We start from the raw sequence: 17,351 nt of genomic DNA on the forward strand, positions 1-17,351 counted from the left end.
CCCGTGGCCCCGGTACGCGACCGGGGCCACGGGGGCTACTGCCGCCTGCCGCTCAGCGCGGCGCTCGCGAATTCCGTTGCGGCGACCCGCAATCGGCGGTGTCCGGGAACGACGGCCCGCCGCTCGAACACCGCGTAATCGGCGCGTTCGATTTCGGTGAGGATATCGGCGTAGAGGGTGGCGGCGGTGCGGATGGCCGGGCGCACCCGCGGCAGCAGCAGGTCGATGCCGGGGACGGCGCGGCGGTAGATATCCCGATTCAGCGCGATCAGGTGGGTCAGCGCGCGACGCACCCGCCGATGGGTGTGACCGGTGTCATGGCAGTGGGTGAGTAATTCGGCGTCGACACCGAATGTGGCGAGTTCGTCGGCGGGCAGGTAGATCCGGCCGCGGTCGAGGTCCTCGGCGATATCGCGCAGAAAGTTGGTGAGCTGGAAGGCCTCGCCGAGCGCGGCCGCCGCGGGTTCGGCCGCCTCGATCTCGACCACCGTGCCGAGTACGGGCAGCAGTTGCAGGCCGATGGCGGCGGCGGAACCGCGCATGTAGTCCCGCAATTCGGCCATGGTGGCATAGTGCGCGCGGAAGCGCGGGCTGCCCGGGACATCCATCCGCATGGAGTCCAGGAAGATCCAGAAGTGTTCGGGCGCTATGTCATAGCGCAGGATGGTGTCGGAAACGGCGGCCAGCACGCGCGAACGGGATTGTCCGCCTTGCCGATTCGGATCCGGCTCGCCTTCCAGCAGCAATCGGAGCCGCTTCTCGATCAGGTCGAGTTCACCGGCGGGGCCGTGTTCGGGCGCGAAATCGGTTGGCGAGTAGCCGTTGTCGACGATGTCGTCGACGGTTCTGGCGAAGGCGTACAGCGCGTGCACGGCGGGCCGGTGTTCGGGTGCGAGCAGGCGGGTCGCCAGGAAGTAGGTGCGCCCGTGCGCCGCGGCGATCCGTCGGCATTCCCGGTACGCCAGTTCTAGGCCACTCATGAGCGCGTGGACGTGGCCGACCCCGCCGAGGTGGCGCGCAGGCGCAGCGGATCGACCGTGCGCAGCGAGATCGCGGCCACCACGGCCGCGAAGGTCGCCGCGGCCACATGCCAGGTGGTGTACAGCCCGTTCGAACCGTCCGGCTGGAAGACCAGCATCAGCCAGGTGCATATGCCGACCAGGACCATCAGCGCCCTCGGGGACAGCGCGAAACCCGCGGCCAGCGCGAGCGGCCACGAGTAGTACCAGGGCAGTGCGGCGGGCGAGAGCACGACGATGCCGACGAAGGCGATGAGGATGCCGAGCACCGCCTCGCGTTCGCTGTGCCTGCACCGCCACCAGGTCCACACCAGCACGACGACGAGCGCGGCGGCGCACAACATCCTGGTGGTCTGCAGTGCCGCCGAATCCGGCCCGATGACCTGCAGCGGGGTGACCCAGCTGACCGCGTACGCCATGATCGTCGGCAGCGAAAGCCAGTTGATGATGTTCTTGGAACCCGACAGCGCCGACAGCCAGCCGAGGCCGACGCCGGCGACCGCCGACGCGACGGCGAGCACCGCCCCGAATACCGCGAGCCCGAGCCCGGCGATCTTGACGAAGGTGATGGCCGGATGCGGCATATCCTCGCTCGGCCGCGCCGCGTCGGGGTGATCGTCCGGAATGGCCGCGCTGTCATCGCGTTCGGCGCGCTGGGCGGCCCGGCGCTCGCGCTCGTGCAGCATCCAGATCCACACCAGGAACGGCAGCGCCACACCGGCGGTGGCCTTGATGGCGACGCCGATGGCCACCACGACGATGCCCGCGACATGATGGCGTTCCAGCACCAGCGCGATGCCCGCGGCCATCAGGCCGACCATCAGCATCTCGTTGTGCACGCCGCCGATCAGGTGGATGAGCACCAGCGGGTTGAGCACCGCGAGCCACAGCGCGACGGTCGGTTTGCCGCCGAGGTGTTTGGTCAGATACGGCACCGCCCACATCATTAGCGCGAGGCCGGGCAGCATCACCAGCCGCAGCGCGATGGTGCCCGCGACGACGTTGTCCCCGGTGATGACGGTGATCGCGCGGCCGAGCAGCAGGAAGATCGGGCCGTACGGCGCCGTGGTATGCGTCCAGACCTGGCTGACGTTGTCGAACAGCACGCCGGGATTGATGTAGGGCCCCACCTTGTAGGGGTCGAAGCCGTCGCGCAGCAGCGCGCCCTGCGCCAGGTAGGAGTAGGCGTCGCGGCTGAACATCGGGACCGCGAAAAGCAGCGGGAAGATCCAGATTCCGACGATGCCGCGTAGCTCGTTGAGCGTGACGCCCGCGCCGGGACGGTTGTCCCGCCCGATCGTGGTGCGGCCCAACCGGACCCACGCGGTGATCATCATCAGCACGCCGATCCAGATGACGATCGTGCTGAGCACGTAGCCGTGCCCGTAGCGCAGCCAGGACAGGTGCATGGATTCCAGCAGCGGGTCGCGGACCCGGGTGCTGCCCGCGCCGAAGCCGCCGAAGGTGATCAGGATCGCGCCGACGAAGCCGAGCAGCGCGGCGTGACCCTCCGGGGTGCGCAGGAAATCGCCGATGGTGCGCAGCCAATGGTGCGGTGCGTCGCCGACGACACCGACGGGTGCGCGATCGGTGGTCGGAGTGTTTTCGGTGGTAGGCGCTGCCGGGGCGTGCGTTTCGGGGGAAGCCATCGTGGTGTCGGTCCCCCGGGAGTGGTCGGCGGTCGCAACCGCGAGCGAATAGGTCGGCGCTTAGTTTACGGCGTTGCGGGGAACACTATGCCGCTGGTAGGTGGGGTTTCGATCGCCCCGGCGCCCGGAACGCCCGTTATCCGGTTTGCCGCCAGTTTTCCGGAGAGCAGTGCGGTCGGCACGCCGATCCCCGGAGTTGTGCCGCAACCTGCGATAACCACATTGTCGCTGGTGCGTGGGAAATTGCCGGTTCTGAACGGTCCGGTCTGCCGGAAGACGTGCGCGGCGGAGAACGGCGTGCCGGCCAGCATGCCCTGCGCCCGCCAGGTGAGCGGGGTGTCCAGGTGATCGACGGCGAAATGTTCGGCGATGCCGTGATAGCCGCGTTCTTTCAGCACGTTCAGCAGTTCCCGCAGGTAGGCCGGGCCGAGGCGCGCCCAATCCAGCGGCGCGGACCGGAGATTCGGGCACGGGGCGAGCAGGGAGAGCGGCTCGTGACGGCCGCCGGGGCGGTCCAGATAGAGACTCGGATCGGTGAGTGCGGGCCGGGTGAGCAGCAGGGAGGGGTCGCTCATCAGGCGGCCCCGGCGGCGGGCGGTGATCTCCCGGAACGTCCGATCCCATGCCGCGCCGAAATCGATGGTGTGATGCGCCCGCACCGGCCAGGCGTCGGCGACCGCCGCGGGGACGGTGCCGTGCGCGACGAATGCGGAGGGCGCGGCGCGCAGGCCCCGGCGCGGACGCACCCCGAACCGGTCCAGCGAGCCGAGATCGGCGGTGAGCACTACGGCGTCGCAGTCGACCGTTTCGCCGCCGGCCAGCCGGATGCGGTGGGCGCGCCGGTCGCGGTAGTCGATGCCGGTCACCTCGGTGCCGAGGGCCAGGGTGCCGCCCGCGCCGGTGAACGCCTCGGCCATGGCCGCCGCGATCGCCCGCATACCGCCCTCGGGAAAGTAGACGCCGAGCGAGGTGTCCATATGCGGGATGGCGCCGTAGACGGCGAGCGCGTCGGCGGGCGGCATGCCCGCGTACAGCGCCTGAAAGGTGAACAGCCGGGCCAACTTCGGGTCGCGCAGCAACCGGCCGACCTTGCCGCCGAGCCGGCCGAATCCGCCGAGGCGCACCAAATCGACCAGGGCCCTGCGCTTTTCGGGTGTGCGCAGCATATCCAGCGGCGAATCGAAGTTGGTGTCCATGAATTCGGTGAATTCGGCCCGGTAGATCCCCGCCAGCCAGCCGCGCAGCTTCAGGTAGCGGCGGGCGGTTTCCGGGCCGCAGGTGCGGCGCACCTCGTCGGCCATGGCCTCCGGGTCGGCGAATACCCGGATGGTCGAGCCGTCGGCGTATCTGGCGTGGTAGGCGGGCGCGAGCTGGTGAATCCGCAGCGGCGGATGCAGCGTCGCCGGCTCCCGCCCCACCGCGGCCAGTGCCTGATAGATCTGTTCGGGCAGGGTCAAAACCGTTGCGCCGTTGTCGATTTCGTAATCCGGCCCGCGATAGCGGCCGACCCGGCCGCCCGGATGGTCGGCGCGCTCGAATACCGTCACCCGGCGGCCTGCGCCGGTGAGATAGAGCGCGGCGGATAGCCCGGACAGCCCGGCGCCGATGACGACAACGTGATCCGCCGGTCCCGCGACGGTTTTCATGCGGCACTCCGAATCATGCTGCGGTGTAAAAGAATCGATTTATTCGGCGGAATCCTGCGCCGGTGCCTGCGCATACACCAGACTGTCGAACACCGATGCCGCGGTTCGCCTGCGCCGCTTGGGTATACCGATCGCGCGGCGCGTCGGGAAGGCGCCGCCGATCACCACCCGGCGCTCGAACGCCGCCATCTGGCCCGCGTTCTGCTCGTCCTCCGCGGGCGGACATGCTCCGACTACGACCACCCGGTCGCTCGGTCCTACAACGGCCCTCATGCGGCCCTCCTTGTCGCGGCCAGTGCCATGGCTCGCAATCGTTCCTTGGCGGCCGGGGTCGCCGAGCTGGCTTCCATTGCGGCCAAACCTTTTTCGGTGAGTTCGGAAATGCGCAGCTCCACCTCGTCGACCGCGCCGAGGTCGACGAGCACCGCGCGCAGGCGCTCGACCTGCTCCTGATTCAGATCGGTGCCGATACTGGTCCGCAGCAGCGTCGCCGCGGCCGGATCGCGCGCGTCGGCGCGGCGCAGCGCCTCCGCGAGCAGTACGGTGCGCTTGCCCTCGCGCAGATCGTCACCTGACGGTTTTCCGGTGACCTCCGGATCCCCGAAGACGCCGAGCAGGTCATCGCGTAGCTGGAACGCGATGCCGATATCGGTGCCGAAGGTGCGGTAGGCGGCGATCAGGTCCGCGTCCGCGTCGGCGATCGCGGCACCGAGGTGCAGCGGGCGTTCGACGGTGTACGCGGCGGTTTTGTAGCGGTTGATGCGCAGAGCGGCCTCGACCGATTCATCGCCGCCCGCCTCGCCGAATATATCGAGCAGCTGCCCGCCCAGCACCTCGGTGCGCATCGCCGCCCACACCCGGGCGAACCGGCCGAGCGCCGCCGGATCCAGCCCGGCGGTGTGCAGCATGTCGTCGGCCCAGGCCAGCGCCAGATCGCCGACCAGGATGCCGACGCTGGTGCCGTAGTGCGCCGCGGTGCCGGTGAGCCCGCGTTCCCGGTGCCGTCGCTCGAAATCGACGTGCACGGTGGGGAATCCGCGACGGGTGCGCGAGGAATCGATGATGTCGTCGTGGATCAGCGCACACGCCTGCACCAGTTCCAGTGCGGCGCAGGCGGTGAGCACCGACTGCGCCTGCGGCCCCGCCGGATCGCCGCCCGCACCGAGCCACCCGGTCCAGGCGAAGGCGGGCCGGGTGCGCTTACCGCCGCGCAGCACGAACATCTCGAGTTCGGCGGCCGCCTCCTCGAACACCGGACCGAGTTCGCGCACGAGTTCGCGCCTGGTGGTGAAGAAGGCGGTGAGCGCGTCCGCGACGGCGGCGACGAATTCCGGGGTGCCGGGAATCGGCCCCGGGGCTGCGGGGCCGGTCGTAGGGATCCGAGTCGGTGTTTCGGGTCCGGCGGACAGTGGAGCCTCCATGATCGTATGGCTGTCGGCGGCGCGCGACGTTCCAAAGGTGCGGATGTTTTGGGTAGGGCGAAAGACTGCCCGCTCGAAGGATACGCGTACCACGCGGACGGCTCGACGGTGCGCCGACCTGTTCCCACTACACTGGTTTGGTGACATTCGACAACGTGCGGGGACGTGCGACCCCAGGCCTGCCGTCCACGGCGCGGCCGAACGTCTCCCACACGCCCTCGGTGGTGCAGAGCCTGCGCACCCATGCGAGCCGGTCCGTGCCGTTCTCGGTGGAATTCAACCCGCCGCGCGACGCCGCGGGCGAGGCGCGGCTGTGGCGCGCGGTGCGCCAGTTCGAACGCATGCATCCGGCGTTCGTCTCGATGACATACGGCGCGGGCGGGTCCACCAGCGACCGCACCGTCCGGGTCACCGGTGAGCTCGCGCAGGAGACCACCCTGCTGCCGGTGGCGCATCTCACCGCGGTCGGGCACAGCGTCGCGGAGTTGCGTTCGCTGGTGGGCGGTTACGCCGACTGCGGGATCCGCAACGTGCTGGTGCTGCGCGGGGATCCGCCCGGCGATCCGCTCGGCGAGTGGCGCAAACATCCGGAGGGCGTCGCCTACGCCGAGGAACTGGTGCGGATCGTGCGCGATCTCGGCGATTTCCATGTCGGTGTCGCCTCGTTCCCGCAGGGCCATCACCGCTCGCCGGACCTGGATCACGACACCAGGTACCTGGCCGCGAAACTCCGCGCGGGTGCGGAGTATTCGATCACCCAGATGTTCTTCGAGGTGGACCACTATCTGCGGCTGCGCGACCGGATCGCCGCATTCGATCCGGTGGAGGGCGCCAAGCCGATCATCCCGGAGCTGATGCCGATCACCTCGCTGCGCACCGTATCGCGCGCCGAGGAGCTGTGCGGGCGGCCGCTGCCCGCGGCCGTGATGGAGCGGCTGCACCGGGCGGCGGGCGAGGATCCGGAGGCGAATCAGGCCGCGGTGCGCGAGGTCGGCATCGAGATCGCGACCGAGATGGGTCAGCGACTGATCGCCGAGGGCGCGCCCTGCCTGCACTTCATCACGTTGAACTTCGCCAAGGCGACCAGCGAGGTGCTGACCAACCTCGGCTACGGAGTCACCGCGGCCCCGCTCAGCGCCTGACGGGACCTGTTGGGGCGCTGCGGTTTACCAGCCGGGGTCACCGGCCAGCGGCACGTTGACGTAGCTGGGTGCGGCCGGATCCAATTGCAGGTGTTGCGGTTTCAGCTCGGTGGCATCGAGGAACGGCCGGATCGGGACGCCCTTGGGCAGGTTGCTGGCGAAGATGTCGACCCGCAGCCGGTGGCCGGGTTGCAGTATCGCGTCGGTGGGCGCGATACCGATGTCGACGGTCGTCGGTTCGCCGGGGGTGACCGGTTGCCTGCTGTCCAACGACAGGATGGGGTACGGGTCGGTGAGATCGCCGTTTTCCGAACGCGCACTGCGTGATTCGTCGATGGCGCGCAGTGAGGCCAGCAGTTGGCCGGTGCTGAGGGTTGCCGAACGTCCGTCCGGGGCAACATCGTTCACGGTCACTGCCCAGTAGCCGTCGGTTGCGTCGAGCACAGTGTTCAGGTGGATATCGATCGGACCGGACAGGGTGGTCGGCCCGGTGACGGGTGCGCTGGTGAAGGTCAGTGCGTCGCGTTCGGCAATGCGGGCGTCCTTGCCGCAGCCGGTGAACACGAGCATTCCCACGGTCCCCTGCTCCGCATCGGCGGAGCAGAAAGTGGCCAGGCCGGGGGCGACGGCCAGACTGGCGGAATCCTGGTTCGGCTCGGTGGTGAGGCTACCGTCGAACACACTGGTGGCGGTGCCGCTTGCTGTTGCTGAGAAATACATGCGTCGATGCGTTGCCTCCGGCCTGGGAAATTGATCGGCCGTGGTCCAGCCGCCGCCCTGCTGCCACATGGTGATCGGGCCATAGCGGTCGATGCCGTTGTCAATACCCTTGAGCCACTTGTCGAACCACGCCCGCTGCAATACATCCATCCGAGGTGGCTCGCCCGGTTTACCGCGCATGTCGAAACCTACGGTGATGTGATAGCTGTTGCCCATGATGAGTTGCTTCTGGCCGGGCGGCAGCGGGATATCGCGGTAGACCCGGGGTTCGCCATCGGCGAAGTTGTCGTGCCAGCCGCCGATCACCATGGTGGGCACCGTGATTCGTTCCGGATGTCCCTCCCATGCCTTGCGGAGCGGGCTGTCCGGGTTCAGCACCTCCGCGAGTTGCGGCGGGATAGCGTCGAATGACGTGGTGGTGAGTGTCTGGAGCACGACATCGAGGAACGACATCGGGCTGGCGAGTCGGTCCGCCAGCCATTTGCTGTCCAGTCGGCCCAAAGCGATGGACACCATGTCTGGTGTCAGCTTGAGCAGGTTCACTTGGATCACATAAGGCAGTAGCAGTCCGATGGCGGCACCGCCCGGCGCGATCGCGTTGCGCACGACATCGCTGCCCGAGATCACCGGGACGATGGCTTTCAAAGCGGGCGGGCGCTTTTCGGCGGCTTCGAGCTGATTGACGCCCGAGTACGAGGCGCCCGACATGCCGATATTGCCGTCGGACCACGGCTGTGCGGCCGCCCAAGCGATGATCTCGGGGGTATCGCGCTGCTCGGTCGGTCCCCACGGCTCCCAAAATCCTTGGGAGAAACCTGTTCCGCGAGTATCGACGACGATCTGCGTATATCCGCTGCGCACCAGGACGGGGTCGACGAGGGCGGTGCGTGCGAAACCGCCGCCGAGGAAACGGGTCGCGTCGGTCAGGCCCTCGAGCGGCGTGCCGTCGAGTTGGAAGTCGCGGAAGAAGTTGATCACCGCGTCGGACAGGATCGGAATCGACGCCGCGGTCTGCCCGATCATTGTGACCAGCTTCGTGTACGGGGTGACGTTCACGATCGTCGGCAATGGGGTGGTGATCGGACCGTTCGCGTCCGCCGGGCGGTACACATTCGCTTTGAGGACTGTGCCGTCGCTCATGGTGATCGGGATATCCCAGTCGATGTGGATCGACGGATATCGCTGTGGCCCATCGTGTTCGGCTGTCCAGTCCGGCTCGCCCTCCGGCGTCGCCGTCGCAGGCGGCGCTGCCAGGAATCCCGAAACCAGCAGCGGCACAAGCAGGTCGACGCACCGGCTGATGACTGAGTTCCGCATCGATATTCCCTTCGCCGCGATCCGTGTTGGCAGAACGATACGTTCAGGAATGTATGTTTCTGTGGGAATGGCTGGATTCCGTCGAGCGCACAGCGAAAGCGTGCTGGTTCCGGCGCTTGCCCAATGTCGCTGGGCGAGTTCGGTATGCGCCGTCACGGTTCGCGTCGGTTGCGGTGATTCGCGCACGCCCTCCCGCGCTCGCGATCGCAAACGCGGGAGGCTGTTCGGTGTGCGGGACTTCGAGTTATGCGGCGCGGGCGGCGCGCAGGCCCCAGGCGTCGGCGAGGAGGCGGTGCGACTCCAGGCGGTCCGCGTGGCGGTGGGTGACGCTGGTGACCAGGAGTTCGTCCGCGGCGGTGACTCGTTGGAGTGCGGCGAGGCGCTCGACGACGGTGGCGGGGGAGCCGACGAACTGGGTGGCCAGGCGGTCGTCGACGAGCCGCAGCTGTTCCGGGGTGAGCGGTGCGGCCGTATCGGGGTCGAGGTATTCCGCCGCGCCCGCGCCGGTCCGGATGCTGTGCACCCAGTGGCCGTAGCTGGAGGCGAGGTGCTGCGCTGTCGAATCATCCTGCGCCACAACGACATCCGCTGACACCACGACATACGGACGATCCAGCCGCGCGGATGGCTGGAAGGCGGCGCGATAGGCGTCCACCGCGTCGAGCGCGGTGCCCGGCGATACGTGATACGCCGCGGCGAACGGCAGACCGAGACGTCCGGCGAGTTCGGCGCTCTCGCCCGCCGAACTGCCGAACAGCCACAGTTCGACCTGTGCGCCCTCACCCGGAACCGCATGCAGCGCAATGTCGTTCGTCGCGACGTAACTGCCGTCGAGCAGGGCGCGCACCTCGTCGAGCTGCTCGGCGAAATCGAGCGATTGCGCGCCCGGCTGTTGCAGAGCCTCCAGTGAGGCGATGAATTTGGATCGGTCCGTGATACGCGCCGGATCGAATGGCGGCGGCACCACGACACCGTCCCGGACCCTGGTGCGCCCGGTATCCGCAACGGGCCGAGCGGCTTTCGGGCGGCCGCCCTCGGCGCCGAATTGGGTGCGCCGGTGCCCCGACCGGCCGAGGCCGAGATCGAGCCGCCCCGGATACAGCGCATCGATGGTGCCGAACGCCTCGACGATGGACGCGGAGGTGTGATGGCCGACCTGCACCGCGGCCGAACCGACCCGGATCCGCGAGGTGGCCGCCGCGACCAGCCCGATCAGCGTGATCGATGATGAACTGGCCACCGCGACGAAATGGTGCTCGGCCAGCCAATAGCGGCGGTAGCCCCACTGCTCGGTGTGCCGCGCCAGATCGATGGTGTTGCGAATCGCCTCTCGCGCGGTGGATCCCGCGCTGATCGGCGACAGATCGAGGATGGATAGCGGAACGGTCATGCCTGCGGCCCCCGCGGATTCCGTTCGCCCGCCTCGATCGCGACCCGCAGCCGGTTCTCCGGGGGCGCCAGCGGGCAGGTCGCGAAATCGGTGAAGGCGCAGGGCAGATTGGCGGCCCGGTTGAAGTCGAGCAGTACGGTGCCGTCCGCCTCCGGCGCGCCGATCGCCAGCGACCGCGCCGCGGGATAGGTGGTGACCCCGCTCGTCGCATCGGTGAACAGCAGCCGCAGATCGTCGGCGGAACCGAAGGCGAGCACTCGCTCGCTGGCCCCACCGACCGTGAAAACGACGGTGCCCGAGGCGATGTGGTGATGTTCCAACCCGTCGACGACGGCGCCGGTGGTCACCGTATGCGCCTCGGCGAACGGTTCGAAGCGCCCGCGTATCACCCAGCGCGGATCCGGTGCGTACGCCGGAATACCGTCGAAGGTGAGCAGGCCGGGCGCGGCCGGATCGTGCACCCGAACCGCGTGGCGGCCGGTGCGGCGGATCACCTCCAGCACCCGATTCTCGTGCAGCACACTGAGTCCCGGCGCGCCCTCGGCGGGCTGGATGATGCGCACGCCCGCGATACCGACCCCGTCGTACTCCAGCCGGTCGGCGGGGCGGGCGGTGATGAACACCTTGTCATCGGTGACCCACCAGGTGCCCGGCACATCGGGCAGCTGTTCCGGTTGATCGGTGAGCCAATGTAATCCGGTGAGGCTCAGGAAGCCGAGCGGGTCGCGCAGCTGATCCTCGCGCGCATGATGCCAATTCGCCCACTCGGTCTCGAAAAGGGTTGTGGTGCTTGCGGTCATGACGCTCGTGCTCCTTCGTGGACGGATTTGCGGTGGTGGGGATGCGGTAGACCGAGGTGGTCGCGCAGCGTGCTGCCGGTGTATTCGGTGCGGAAGCTGCCGCGCTCCTGCAGTTCCGGGACGACGCGGTCGACGAATTCGTCCAACCCGCCCGGGGTGAGGTGCGGCACCAGGATGAAACCGTCGCTGGCGTCGGACTGGACGTAGTCGTCGATCTGCCCGGCCACCTGGGCCGGGGTGCCGATGAACTGCTGGCGTGCGGTGACCTCGATGATCAGCTCACGGATGGACAGGTTTTCGGCCGTTGCCTTGGCCCGCCACGCCTCGGCGACCGCGCGCGGATCCTTGGCGTGCCGGACCCGGCCCCTGGTGATGTTCACGTTGTCCTCGGGCTCCAGCTCGGGCAGCGGGCCGTCCGGGTCGTAGCCGGAAAGGTCACGGCCCCAGACCTGTTCGAGGAAGGCGAGCGCGGTCTGCGGACCCACCTGCTGCAACCGGATGTGCCGCGCCCGTTCCTGCGCCTCCTCGGCGGTGTCGCCGAGGACGAAGGTGGCGGCGGGCAGGATCTTCAGATCGTCGGCGCTGCGGCCGTATTTGGCGAGGCGGCCCTTCATATCGGCGTAGAAGCGCTGTCCGGCCTCGAGGGTGCCGTGTCCGGTGAAGATGGCATCGGCGGTGGCGGCGCCGAATTCGCGGCCGTCATCGGAATCGCCCGCCTGCAACAGTACCGGATGTCCCTGCGGGCTCGGCGGTAGCACGAAGCGCCCGGCGATATCGAATTGTGAACTGTGGTAACGGGTTTCGGGCACCTCCCGGGCGAAGACGCCGCGCTCGCGGTCGACGACGAGCGCGTCGGCGGGCCAGCTGTCCCACAGCGTGCGCGCGGCGTCGACGATCTCGGCGGCCCGGCGGTAGCGCTGATCGTGCTCCAGATAGCCGCCCCGGCGGAAGTTCTCACCGGTGAACGCGTCGGACGAGGTGACGACATTCCACGCGGCGCGCCCGCCGGACAGGTGATCGAGGGAGGCGAATTGCTTTGCCACCTCGAATGGTTCGTTGAAGGTGCTGTTGATGGTGCCCGCGAGACCGAGCTTGTCGGTGACCCCGGCCAGCGCGTTGAGCACGGTGAAGGTGTCCGGCCTGCCGACCACGTCGAGATCGTGGATGCGGCCGCGGTGTTCGCGCAGGCGCAATCCCTCGGCCAGGAAGAAGAAGTCGAACAGTCCGCGTTCGGCGGTGCGGGCCAGATGTACGAAGGATTCGAAATCGATCTGGCTGCCGGATTCCGGATCGCTCCACACGGTGGTGTTGTTCACGCCGGGGAAATGGGCGGCCAGGTGCACGGTTTTACGCGGTTTCGCGGTCACGAAAGGGCTCCTCGCTGGCTGGTCGCGTAGCGGCTGACCGGTCGGGGTAGGCCGAGCCGGGTACGCAGGGTGTTGGCGGACAAGGGTTTCCGGGCCAGGGCGGGCAGGTGGTGCAGCGCCGCGGCGAGTGCCAGCGGGCGCAGCGTCACGCCGTCGACCGGTACGGCCGCGAGCAACTCGCCGAGCTCGGCGGGGGTTCCTATGTGCCGCAAGGTATTCGGGTGGGGTTCGGCCGTCCACAGGTCGAGTTCGGCGACCTCGGCCCGCGCCTGTGCGGCCGTTTCGGCGAGGTGGATGTCGAGGTCGAGCAGCACTTGGACGGTGTCGGGGTCGCGGCCCGCGGCGGACAGTGCCGTGCGCAAAGCCGTGCGCCGGGTGCGGGCGTCGTCGAGATCCGTTGCGGCGATGCGGATCAGATCCGCCCGGTGCACCGCGACCCCGGTGCTGTGCGGGCCTTCGGCGCGGATCGCGACGATCGACTGCCCCTGCGGGGAGCGCGGGGTGATGGACGGACCCTTCACCGAGAAGTTGTCTCCGGCGAAGTCGATGTAGTGCAGCCGGTCCCGGTCGATGAATCGGCCGGTGGACAGCTCGCGGATCTCCGCGTCGTCCTCCCAGCTGTCCCAGAGCCGGGTGACCACCTCGATCGCCTCGTCGGCCTCGTGCCACAGCGACGGTTCGTCCTGAACGCCCTTGCGGCCGAAGGCCTTCGCCTGCTCGGCGCCCGTCGAGACGGTGACCTCCCACCCCGCCCGGCCCAGCGTGGCGAAATCCAGGCTCTGGATGGCCTTGGCGAGATGGAACGGCTCGGTGTGCGTCACCGGCGCCTGCGGCAGCAGCCCGATGTGGTTGGTGGCGGCCGCGACTCGCGCCGCGATGGCCACCGCGTCGAGCCTGCCCTTGGCGACGCCGGGCCCGCCGGGCTGCAGCCCGAACGAATCGGGCAGGAAAACCGCGTCGACGCCCGCGTTTTCGGCGGCGGTGACCGCGGCGACCCAGTAGCCGCCGGTGAACAGATCCTCGGCGCGCGAATCGGCGCGACGCCAGGATGCCGGATGGCCGCCGGTCCCGGCGAGCTCCACCGCCAGGAATAGATCGGAATCTGCCATCAGTAGCGTCCTTTCCAAGGGAGATCGGCCTCGCCGGGATGACCCCAGACGAGCTGCCGCAGCGCGGCGGGGTCGGCGGTCCCGGCGAGATCGGGTGCGAACAGCGCCGCGCGCTGCCACAGCGCCAGGCCGGAGGTGTCCGCGCGTGCGGACCGGGCCGAATGCCAACGGTTCCGGATGCGGGCGAGCAGTGAATTCGGCATCAGGAAGGTCCTTTCGCGACGACGGGGACCGCCGCGAGCAGTTCCCGGGTGTACGGGTGGCCGGGCCGGTCGAAAATGTCGGCCGTGCGCCCGGATTCGACGATCCGGCCGTGCCGCATGACCGCGACGCGGTCGCTTATCCGGCGCACCACCGCCAGATCGTGCGAGATGAACAGATAGCTCAGCGACAGTTCGCGCTGTAGCCGATCGAGCAGGTCGAGGATCTGCGCCTGGACCGAGGCGTCGAGGGCGGAGACCGGTTCGTCGAGCACCAGCAGGTCCGGCCGCAGCGCGAGCGCCCGCGCGATGGCGACGCGCTGGCGTTGCCCGCCGGACAGTTCCGCAGGTCGCCGCGCCGCGAATTCGCTTGGCAGCGCGACCTGTTCGAGCAAGTCGCGCACGCGCGCCCGCCGGGCCGTCCGATCGCCGACCTGGTAGGCGCGCAGCGGCTCGGCGATGATCGTCTCGACCCGCCAGCGCGGATCCAGTGCGGCATAGGGATTCTGCTGCACCACCTGGAACCGGCGGCGCAGTCGACGCAGCCGCGCACCGCGCAGCCGGGTCAGGTCCCGGCCGTCGAAGCCGACGCTGCCCGCGTCGGGGTCGGTGAGCCGCAACGCGATTCGCGCCGTCGTCGATTTACCGGACCCGGATTCGCCCACCAGCGCCAAGGTTTCGCCGCGATCCAGCTCGAGGCCGATGCCGTCGACCGCGGTAACCGCGCTCGCGTGGTAACGCTTGTGCACGTCCCGAAGAGTGAGCAGGGGTGCGGCCGAGCGGTCGCGCGCCGGGCGATACCCGCCGGGCGCGAGCCCGGGCGAGGCCGCGAGCAGCCGCCTGGTGTACGGATGCCGCGGTTCGGCGAGAATCCGTGCGGTCGGCCCGGATTCGACGATCTCACCCTTGTTCAGGACGACCAGCCGGTCGGCCCGCTCGGCGGCGACGGCCAGATCGTGCGTGATGAGCAGGACCGCCGCGCCGCGGGTGCCGGTCTGTTCGGTGAGCCGGTCCAGCACGCGGCGGGCGACGGTGGCGTCGAGTGCGCTGGTGGGTTCGTCGGCGATCACCAGATCGGGGGAGCAGGCGAGGGCGGCGGCGATCAGCACGCGCTGCCGCTGCCCGCCCGACAGCTCGTGCGGATACTGCGCGGCCCGCAGCTCCGGCCGGTCCAGTCCGGCGTCGGCGAGCAGTTCGAGCGCGCGCAGCCGAGCCGTTCGCTTGTCCGCGCGCCGGTGCACCAGCAGTGCCTCCGCCACCTGATCGCCGACGCGCCGAACGGGATTGAGTGACAGTCCGGGATCCTGCGGCACGAATCCGATGCGGGCGCCGCGCAGTTCGCGCATGGCGCGCTCGGATCCGGTGTCGACCACCGTGCCGTCGAAGGTGATTGTGCCGCCGTGGATTTCGGCATTCGACCCGAGCAGGCCGAGCACCGACTGCGCGAGCGTCGACTTGCCGGAACCGGATTCGCCGATCAGCGCGACGATCTCACCGCGCGCCAGCGTCATGGATACGCCGGTGAGTGCGGGCACCGGTCCTCGGTCGGTGTGATAGCGGACCTCGAGTCGCTCGATCCGCAGCAGCGCGGGGTCGGGCGCGTCGGTCCGGGATCCGTTGTGGTGCTGTGCGGCCGATGCACTCGCAGGCCCGCTCACGGCGGACGCGTCGGCTGCGGGCGGCTCCATGGCCGCTGCTTCGATCGCGAGTTCGCTCATGCCGACCCGCGCTTTCCCGCTGCGCGGCCCAGGCGCTGGGCGGCCAGCACGACCGCGACGATCACCAGGCCGGGCAGTGCGGTCAGCCACCATGCGGTCGCCAGGTAGTTCCGGCCGTCGGAGATCAGCGAACCCCATTCGGGCGTCGGCGGTTTGGCGCCGTAGCCGAGGAAGCTCAGCGCCGATACCGAGAGCACCGCCATACCGAATTCGACGGCGGCCAGGGCGAGCACGGGCTGATACGAATTGGGCAGCACATGCCGGAAAAGCACCGCGTACCAGCGCACTCCCGCCGCGTGCGCGGCCTCGACGAACGGCGCTCGACGCACCCGCAACACCTCCGATCGCATCACCCGCGCGAAATTGGCGATCAGCGAAATACCGACGGCGAGAGCGACTTTCCCGGTACCGAAGCCGAGCGCCGTCACCAGCGCCAGCGACAGCAGCAGCTGCGGAATGGACAGCAGCACGTCGACGAACCGCATGATGGCGGAATCGATGACGCCGCCGATCGCGCCGGACAGCAACCCCAGGATCGATCCGGCCACCAGCGCGAGCCCGACGGCGGTGAGCGTCGCGGTGAGCGAAAGCCCCGCCCCGTGCACCATGCGCGTGTAGAGATCGCGCCCGAGATTGTCCGTGCCGAACCAGTGCCGCGCGCTGGGCGCCTGGAACTTCTCCCGAGGCACACCGACCAGCGGGTCGCCGCTCGCGAAAAACGAAGGGAACAGTGCCCAGCCGACCGCGAGCAGGGCCACGATCCCGGCCAGAACGGGACCGGCCTTGGCGCGCGCGGTCTTCCGGCGCAGCGCAGGCCGGCGCAGGCTCGGCAGTGTGACGCGCGGTCGCTCGATCACGTCAACCATGTGAGCGCACCTGCTCGGTCGCCGCCGGGAATGCGGCCGCGGCCCTGCGGAATCGGACGCCGATGCGCGGATCCAGCAGCGGATAGGCCAGGTCCACCACGAGATTCACCGTGACGAACACCGCCGCGGTGAGCAGCACGATGCCCTGCACCACCGGAATGTCCTGGGCGAGTACGGCGGTCTGGGTGAGCCGCCCGACGCCGTACCTGGCGAAAACCGTCTCCACCACAACGGATCCCGCGAGCATATTGCCGACGAGCACGCCCGCGATGGTGAGCGCGGGCACGCCGGCCGGACGCAGCACATGCCTGCGCTGCACCCATCGCCGCGATCCGCCCTTGGCCAGCGCCACTTCGGTGAACGGTTGCCGCCACGTGGTTTCCAGCCCGGCGGTGAGCACCTGCGCGATCACCGCGCCGATCGGGATGGCGAGCGTGATCGCGGGCAGTACGGTCGCGGCCAGACCGTGTCCGCCGAATGCGGGCGCGAGGCGCAGCCGGAACGAGAACACCTGCAGGAGCAGCAGTCCGGTCCAGAAGGTCGGCACCGCGACGCCGAGGGACGGCAGCGCCTTCAGCGCTTCGCGCGGCAACGGCCACCGGATGCGGTCGGCCAACAGCGCCAGCGCGACACCGCCGACGAGCGCGAAAAGCAATGCCAGCCCGGTCAATTCGAGAGTCGACGGCAGCGCGTCGCCGATGGCGGCGGATACCGGCTGCCCGGTGGTGATGGAGTGCCCGAGATCGCCGCGCAGCGCGTGGCCGAGCGCGCTCGTGTACTGCTCCCAGAGCGGGCGGTCCAGACCGTAGCGGGCCTGCAGTTCGGCGATCGCGGCCTTGTCCACCGGGGTGCCCGCCCCGCCGCCCTGCGCGGCGATGGAGATCGGATCCGACGGCAGCAGGTACAGCACGACGAACGAGACGGTGAACGCCGCCCACAGCACCCAGATCGCCTGCGAGATCCGCAGTGTCACGTATCGCACCATGG

The 17,351-nt window shown here is 69.2% G+C and carries 15 protein-coding genes; 1 reads left to right on the plus strand and 14 read right to left on the minus strand.

All coding sequences use genetic code 11. The features are described 5' to 3' along the window. Positions 1-35 precede the first annotated feature (35 nt). From F5544_RS15275 to F5544_RS15295, 5 genes are all read right to left on the minus strand, one after another. Positions 36-980, minus strand: a complete 945-nt coding sequence (locus F5544_RS15275; RefSeq protein ID WP_167473812.1) for a phytoene/squalene synthase family protein — start codon at positions 978-980, stop codon at positions 36-38. Beyond that, a complete protein-coding gene (locus F5544_RS15280; protein WP_167473813.1) occupies positions 977-2,668 on the minus strand; it encodes an alpha-(1->6)-mannopyranosyltransferase A in 1,692 nt (563 codons plus the stop codon). Before F5544_RS15280 ends, F5544_RS15275 begins: the two co-directional genes overlap by 4 nt. A gap of 65 nt (positions 2,669-2,733) precedes the next feature. Beyond that, positions 2,734-4,314, minus strand: a complete 1,581-nt coding sequence (crtI, locus tag F5544_RS15285; RefSeq protein WP_167473814.1) for a phytoene desaturase family protein — start codon at positions 4,312-4,314, stop codon at positions 2,734-2,736. Between the two features lie 39 nt (positions 4,315-4,353). Next, complete coding sequence (locus F5544_RS15290; RefSeq protein WP_167473815.1) at positions 4,354-4,587, minus strand: hypothetical protein; 234 nt, start codon at positions 4,585-4,587, stop codon at positions 4,354-4,356. Next, the gene (locus F5544_RS15295) at positions 4,584-5,735 is read right to left on the minus strand and encodes a polyprenyl synthetase family protein (protein WP_167473816.1); all 1,152 of its coding nucleotides are present in this window, start codon (positions 5,733-5,735) and stop codon (positions 4,584-4,586) included. The genes F5544_RS15290 and F5544_RS15295 overlap by 4 nt, the downstream gene beginning before the upstream one ends. 140 nt (positions 5,736-5,875) lie before the next feature. Here F5544_RS15295 and F5544_RS15300 point away from each other — a divergent pair, with 140 nt between their 5' ends. Beyond that, the gene (locus F5544_RS15300) at positions 5,876-6,877 is read left to right on the plus strand and encodes a methylenetetrahydrofolate reductase (RefSeq protein WP_167473817.1); all 1,002 of its coding nucleotides are present in this window, start codon (positions 5,876-5,878) and stop codon (positions 6,875-6,877) included. 24 nt (positions 6,878-6,901) lie between these two features. On the opposite strand, the gene F5544_RS15305 is transcribed toward F5544_RS15300, so the two are convergent. The 9 genes from F5544_RS15305 to F5544_RS15345 form a co-directional block, all read right to left on the minus strand. After that, positions 6,902-8,914 carry a CocE/NonD family hydrolase gene (locus tag F5544_RS15305; RefSeq protein ID WP_167473818.1) on the minus strand — a complete coding sequence of 671 codons (2,013 nt, stop codon included), beginning with the start codon at positions 8,912-8,914 and terminating at the stop codon, positions 6,902-6,904. Positions 8,915-9,158: 244 nt separating this feature from the next. Continuing rightward, complete coding sequence (locus tag F5544_RS15310; RefSeq protein WP_167473819.1) at positions 9,159-10,304, minus strand: LLM class flavin-dependent oxidoreductase; 1,146 nt, start codon at positions 10,302-10,304, stop codon at positions 9,159-9,161. After that, positions 10,301-11,104 carry a DUF1684 domain-containing protein gene (locus tag F5544_RS15315; RefSeq protein WP_167473820.1) on the minus strand — a complete coding sequence of 268 codons (804 nt, stop codon included), beginning with the start codon at positions 11,102-11,104 and terminating at the stop codon, positions 10,301-10,303. Before F5544_RS15315 ends, F5544_RS15310 begins: the two co-directional genes overlap by 4 nt. Beyond that, positions 11,101-12,471 carry an NtaA/DmoA family FMN-dependent monooxygenase gene (locus F5544_RS15320; RefSeq protein ID WP_167473821.1) on the minus strand — a complete coding sequence of 457 codons (1,371 nt, stop codon included), beginning with the start codon at positions 12,469-12,471 and terminating at the stop codon, positions 11,101-11,103. The genes F5544_RS15315 and F5544_RS15320 overlap by 4 nt, the downstream gene beginning before the upstream one ends. Next, the gene (locus tag F5544_RS15325; RefSeq protein ID WP_167473822.1) at positions 12,468-13,580 is read right to left on the minus strand and encodes an LLM class flavin-dependent oxidoreductase; all 1,113 of its coding nucleotides are present in this window, start codon (positions 13,578-13,580) and stop codon (positions 12,468-12,470) included. The genes F5544_RS15320 and F5544_RS15325 overlap by 4 nt, the downstream gene beginning before the upstream one ends. Then, positions 13,580-13,783 (minus strand): hypothetical protein, encoded by a 204-nt coding sequence (locus tag F5544_RS15330; RefSeq protein WP_167473823.1) that lies wholly within the window; start codon positions 13,781-13,783, stop codon positions 13,580-13,582. The genes F5544_RS15325 and F5544_RS15330 overlap by 1 nt, the downstream gene beginning before the upstream one ends. Beyond that, complete coding sequence (locus F5544_RS15335) at positions 13,783-15,468, minus strand: dipeptide ABC transporter ATP-binding protein (protein ID WP_167473824.1); 1,686 nt, start codon at positions 15,466-15,468, stop codon at positions 13,783-13,785. Before F5544_RS15335 ends, F5544_RS15330 begins: the two co-directional genes overlap by 1 nt. 26 nt (positions 15,469-15,494) lie before the next feature. Continuing rightward, positions 15,495-16,364 (minus strand): ABC transporter permease, encoded by an 870-nt coding sequence (locus tag F5544_RS15340; protein WP_167473825.1) that lies wholly within the window; start codon positions 16,362-16,364, stop codon positions 15,495-15,497. Then, the gene (locus F5544_RS15345) at positions 16,357-17,349 is read right to left on the minus strand and encodes an ABC transporter permease (RefSeq protein ID WP_167473826.1); all 993 of its coding nucleotides are present in this window, start codon (positions 17,347-17,349) and stop codon (positions 16,357-16,359) included. Before F5544_RS15345 ends, F5544_RS15340 begins: the two co-directional genes overlap by 8 nt. Positions 17,350-17,351 lie beyond the last annotated feature (2 nt).

The sequence above is a fragment of the Nocardia arthritidis genome (genome assembly GCF_011801145.1).
Classification (GTDB): Bacteria; Actinomycetota; Actinomycetes; order Mycobacteriales; family Mycobacteriaceae; genus Nocardia; species Nocardia arthritidis_A.

Coding starts and splice junctions, on each gene's coding strand:
- F5544_RS15340 (WP_167473825.1), bottom strand. CDS start 16,364: ATGGTTGACGTGATCGAGCGACCGCGCGTCACACTGCCGAGCCTGCGC.
- F5544_RS15295 (WP_167473816.1), bottom strand. CDS start 5,735: ATGGAGGCTCCACTGTCCGCCGGACCCGAAACACCGACTCGGATCCCT.
- F5544_RS15335 (WP_167473824.1), bottom strand. CDS start 15,468: ATGGAGCCGCCCGCAGCCGACGCGTCCGCCGTGAGCGGGCCTGCGAGT.
- F5544_RS15280 (WP_167473813.1), bottom strand. CDS start 2,668: ATGGCTTCCCCCGAAACGCACGCCCCGGCAGCGCCTACCACCGAAAAC.
- crtI (WP_167473814.1), bottom strand. CDS start 4,314: ATGAAAACCGTCGCGGGACCGGCGGATCACGTTGTCGTCATCGGCGCC.
- F5544_RS15315 (WP_167473820.1), bottom strand. CDS start 11,104: ATGACCGCAAGCACCACAACCCTTTTCGAGACCGAGTGGGCGAATTGG.
- F5544_RS15310 (WP_167473819.1), bottom strand. CDS start 10,304: ATGACCGTTCCGCTATCCATCCTCGATCTGTCGCCGATCAGCGCGGGA.
- F5544_RS15345 (WP_167473826.1), bottom strand. CDS start 17,349: ATGGTGCGATACGTGACACTGCGGATCTCGCAGGCGATCTGGGTGCTG.
- F5544_RS15305 (WP_167473818.1), bottom strand. CDS start 8,914: ATGCGGAACTCAGTCATCAGCCGGTGCGTCGACCTGCTTGTGCCGCTG.
- F5544_RS15330 (WP_167473823.1), bottom strand. CDS start 13,783: ATGCCGAATTCACTGCTCGCCCGCATCCGGAACCGTTGGCATTCGGCC.
- F5544_RS15275 (WP_167473812.1), bottom strand. CDS start 980: ATGAGTGGCCTAGAACTGGCGTACCGGGAATGCCGACGGATCGCCGCG.
- F5544_RS15290 (WP_167473815.1), bottom strand. CDS start 4,587: ATGAGGGCCGTTGTAGGACCGAGCGACCGGGTGGTCGTAGTCGGAGCA.
- F5544_RS15325 (WP_167473822.1), bottom strand. CDS start 13,580: ATGGCAGATTCCGATCTATTCCTGGCGGTGGAGCTCGCCGGGACCGGC.